Annotated in this window: 4 protein-coding genes and 1 pseudogene; 2 read left to right on the top strand and 3 right to left on the bottom strand. The window is 61.9% G+C overall.

Annotated elements, in window-relative coordinates; all coding sequences use genetic code 11:
- Nucleotides 1-633 (bottom strand): NAD(P)H-hydrate dehydratase (locus HX846_RS10680; protein ID WP_178965361.1); only part of this gene is annotated, 633 nt, incomplete at its 3' end.
- A gap of 62 nt (nt 634-695) precedes the next feature.
- Between HX846_RS10680 and queG the strand changes: the two genes are divergently transcribed.
- Nucleotides 696-1,778 carry a tRNA epoxyqueuosine(34) reductase QueG gene (gene queG, locus HX846_RS10675; protein ID WP_178965360.1) on the top strand — a complete coding sequence of 361 codons (1,083 nt, stop codon included), beginning with the start codon at nt 696-698 and terminating at the stop codon, nt 1,776-1,778.
- Here the strand turns inward: queG and HX846_RS10670 are convergent.
- Both HX846_RS10670 and orn read right to left on the bottom strand, forming a co-directional pair.
- Complete coding sequence (locus HX846_RS10670; protein WP_172834585.1) at nt 1,757-2,374, bottom strand: trimeric intracellular cation channel family protein; 618 nt, start codon at nt 2,372-2,374, stop codon at nt 1,757-1,759. The two genes, queG and HX846_RS10670, sit on opposite strands and share 22 nt — an antisense overlap.
- Nucleotides 2,375-2,579: 205 nt before the next feature.
- Nucleotides 2,580-3,122 carry an oligoribonuclease gene (gene orn, locus HX846_RS10665; RefSeq protein ID WP_003217529.1) on the bottom strand — a complete coding sequence of 181 codons (543 nt, stop codon included), beginning with the start codon at nt 3,120-3,122 and terminating at the stop codon, nt 2,580-2,582.
- A 106-nt stretch (nt 3,123-3,228) separates the two neighbouring features.
- On the opposite strand from orn, the pseudogene HX846_RS10660 reads away from it, so the two are divergent.
- Nucleotides 3,229-3,453: pseudogene (locus tag HX846_RS10660) on the top strand (ribosome biogenesis GTPase RsgA); the annotation flags it as partial.

The raw sequence follows: 3,453 nt of genomic DNA, 5'->3' as shown, positions 1-3,453 counted from the left end.
ATCGCAGCGGGCAACCCGACCGTCCGGGCTGGCGATCAAGCTGCCGGCGCCCTTGAGGATCGCCACCGCATTGAATTTCTGACTCAAGGCGCGCGCCACGTTAAGGCGGTCGGCCTGAACCTCGGCTGTCGAAATACCCATCAAGCGGGCCGCTTCGCCAGGATGCGGAGTGATCACGCAATTGGCCGGCAGGCTGACGCTGCCCGCCGCCAGCAGGTTCAAGGCATCGGCGTCCCAGACTTGCGGCTGCCTGGCATTGGCCGCTACCGACAGCAGGCTTTTGCCCCAGGAGACCTCGCCCAGGCCCGGGCCGATGACGATCACGGAAATCTTTTCCAGCAGGCCCATCAATTGATTGGCCGAGTGCACGCCCACCGTCATCACTTCCGGCAACCGCGCCAGCGCCGCACCGACGTGTTCGCTACGGGTCGCCAGGGAAACCATGCCGGCACCACTGCGCAGGGCACTTTCAGCACTGAGCAAGGCGGCGCCGCCAAAACCTCGGTCGCCGCCGATCAGCAATACATGGCCGAACTGGCCTTTATGGGCGTCCGGGGAACGCGCAGCGAGTTGCGGCAATTGGCCGGGCAACAGGTGCTGAACGTCGGGTATTTCGTGTTTTGTCTGCGGCATGCGTCTTCAAGCTCCGATGTCTGGCAGAATTATACGCATCTAACCTGCGGTTTCTCTTGTTCATGCCTGCTATTACCTACGACCTGCCCGCCCTCGCCCAATCGATCAAAGACTGGGGCCGCGAGCTGGGCTTTCAACAAGTGGGCATCAGCGGCCTCGACCTCGCCGAGCATGAACAGCACCTGCAACGCTGGCTCGACGCCGGCTACCACGGCGAAATGGACTACATGGGCGCCCACGGCAGCAAGCGCTCACACCCGGAGGAGCTGGTACCCGGCACCTTGCGCGTGGTCTCACTGCGCATGGACTACTTGCCGGGCGACACCCAAATGGCCCAACTGCTGGCCAAACCCGAAAAAGCCTACATCTCCCGCTACGCCCTGGGCCGCGACTACCACAAGCTGATCCGCAAGCGCGTGCAGCAACTGGCCGACCGCATCCAGGCGCAAATCGGCCCGTTCGGCTTCCGCGCCTTTGTCGACAGCGCCCCCGTGCTGGAAAAAGCCATCGCCGAGCAAGCCGGGCTCGGCTGGATCGGCAAGAACACCTTGGTACTCAATCGCAAGGCGGGCAGTTACTTCTTCCTGAGCGAGCTGTTTGTCGACCTGCCGTTGCCGGTCGACCCACCCCACGCCACCGAACATTGTGGCCGCTGCACCGCCTGCCTGAATATCTGCCCTACCAACGCCTTCGTCGGGCCCTACGTGCTGGACGCCCGGCGCTGCATTTCCTACCTGACCATCGAGCTGAAAAGCGCGATCCCCGAAGAACTGCGCCCACTGATCGGCAATCGGGTATTCGGCTGCGATGACTGTCAGATCGTTTGCCCGTGGAATCGTTTCGCGCGGCCTACCGACGAAGGCGATTTCAAGCCACGGCACAACCTGGATAACGCAGAGCTCGCCGAGTTGTTTATGTGGGACGAGGACAAATTCCTCAGCAGCACCGAAGGTTCTCCCCTGCGCCGCGCCGGCTATGAGCGCTGGCTGCGCAACCTGGCGGTGGGCCTGGGCAATGCGCCATCAAGCATTCCGGTGCTGGAAGCGCTGAAGGCGCGTCGGGAATACCCCTCGGAACTGGTGCGCGAACATGTGGAATGGGCGCTGAACCAGCACGCCGAACGTCAGTGCACGTCGTCGTTGTAGACGAACTTGGGCATTTCCCAGTGAAAACGGATCGCCAGCAGGCGCAATAGAAAGCCGCTGAACAGCGTCAGCAGGATCGATTGCTCACTTGGCAGCTCAAGGTAGATGCACAGCATGTAGAACCAGGCGGCCAGGAACGACACGCTGGCGTACAGCTCGCGGCGGAAGATCAACGGAATGTCGTTGCAGAAGATATCCCGCAGGATGCCGCCGAATACCCCGGTGATCACACCGCTGACTGACGCCACCAGCATGCCGTGGCCCATTTCCAGGGCGGTCATGCTGCCGATCAGGGTGAAGGCCACCAGGCCCACGGCGTCCAACGCGAGGAACAGCGAGCGCAGGTGGCGCATCAATGGAGCGATGAAGATGGTCACCAGGGCCGCGACGGAGGTCAGCACCAGGTACTCCGGGTGTTTGACCCAGGTCAGCGGGTAGTGGCCGAGCAACACGTCACGCACCGAACCGCCGCCCAGCGCCGTCACGCAGGCGATCAGCACCACACCGAACCAGTCCATCCCGCGCCGCCCGGCGGACAAGGCACCCGTCATGGCTTCGGCGGTGATGGCGATGAGGTAGAGCATCAGCAGCATGATGGCGATCCTTGCAAAGAGGCGCGCAGTCTAATCATTTGGTGATGGCACCAAAAGGGGGCGAGCGCTGAAGAGCTTAAAGCTCTTGCTGATGTGGCGAGAGAGCTTGCTCCCGTTGGACTGCGCAGCAGTCCCATTTTTCAGGGCCGCTTCGCAGCCCAGCGGGAGCAAGCTCCCTCGCCACAAAAACGCCTCACCACGACTCAAGTCAGAACTTGATGAAATGCTTGCGGTAATGCTGCAGCTCGGCAATCGACTCGCGAATATCGTCCAGCGCCAGGTGGGTGCTGCCCTTGTGGAAGCTGTCTTTGACTTCCGGCGCCCAGCGCGCGGCCAGCTCCTTCAAGGTCGACACGTCCAGGTTGCGGTAGTGGAAGTAGCTTTCCAGCGCCTTCATGTGGGTATAGAGAAAGCGGCGGTCTTGGCAAATGCTGTTGCCGCAGATTGGCGACTTGCCCTTGGGTACCCACTTTTCCAGGAAGGCGATGGTTTCGGCTTCAGCCTCAGCCATGCTCACGCGGCTGTCGCGCACACGCTGGGTCAGGCCCGAGTTGCCGTGGGTGCGGGTGTTCCACTCGTCCATGGTGGCCAGCACCGCGTCGCTGTGGTGAATGGCGATCACCGGACCTTCGGCCAAGGTGTTGAGGTTGCTGTCGGTGACAATGGTCGCCATCTCGATGATGACGTCGGTGTCAGGGTTCAGACCGGTCATTTCCAGATCGATCCAAATCAGGTTCTGTGGGTTTTGCATGTCGTGGTTCCTTGGCACCTTGGCGTAGCTGCGCAGTTTAGCAGGCAGGGCGTGCTAGACTCGCGACCGTTTCACCTAACCTTTGCATTATCGACACGGAACACCAATGGCCAAACGCCAGCTCAACCGTCGCCAAAACTGGCGCATCGAAAAGATTCAGGGCGAACGCGCTGCCCGCGCCGCCAAACGTGAATCCTCCGCCGTGGAAGCGCTTGAGGGCGGCGACCTGGGCCCCGAGCAAACGGGCCTGGTGATCGCGCACTTCGGTGTGCAGGTCGAAGTCGAGGCCACCGAAGGCGATCACGCCGGCCAGGTGTTCCGTTGCCACCTG

The sequence above is a fragment of the Pseudomonas sp. K5002 genome, from assembly GCF_013386655.1.
Classification (GTDB): domain Bacteria; phylum Pseudomonadota; class Gammaproteobacteria; order Pseudomonadales; family Pseudomonadaceae; genus Aquipseudomonas.
The sequence above is the reverse complement of the archived record's forward strand: the minus strand, read 5'-3'. Positions and strand labels throughout refer to the sequence as shown.

Bases quoted from the DNA above. Each gene is read 5' to 3' on its own strand.
- queG (WP_178965360.1), top strand. From the start codon at position 696: ATGCCTGCTATTACCTACGACCTGCCCGCCCTCGCCCAATCGATCAAA.
- orn (WP_003217529.1), bottom strand. From the start codon at position 3,122: ATGCAAAACCCACAGAACCTGATTTGGATCGATCTGGAAATGACCGGT.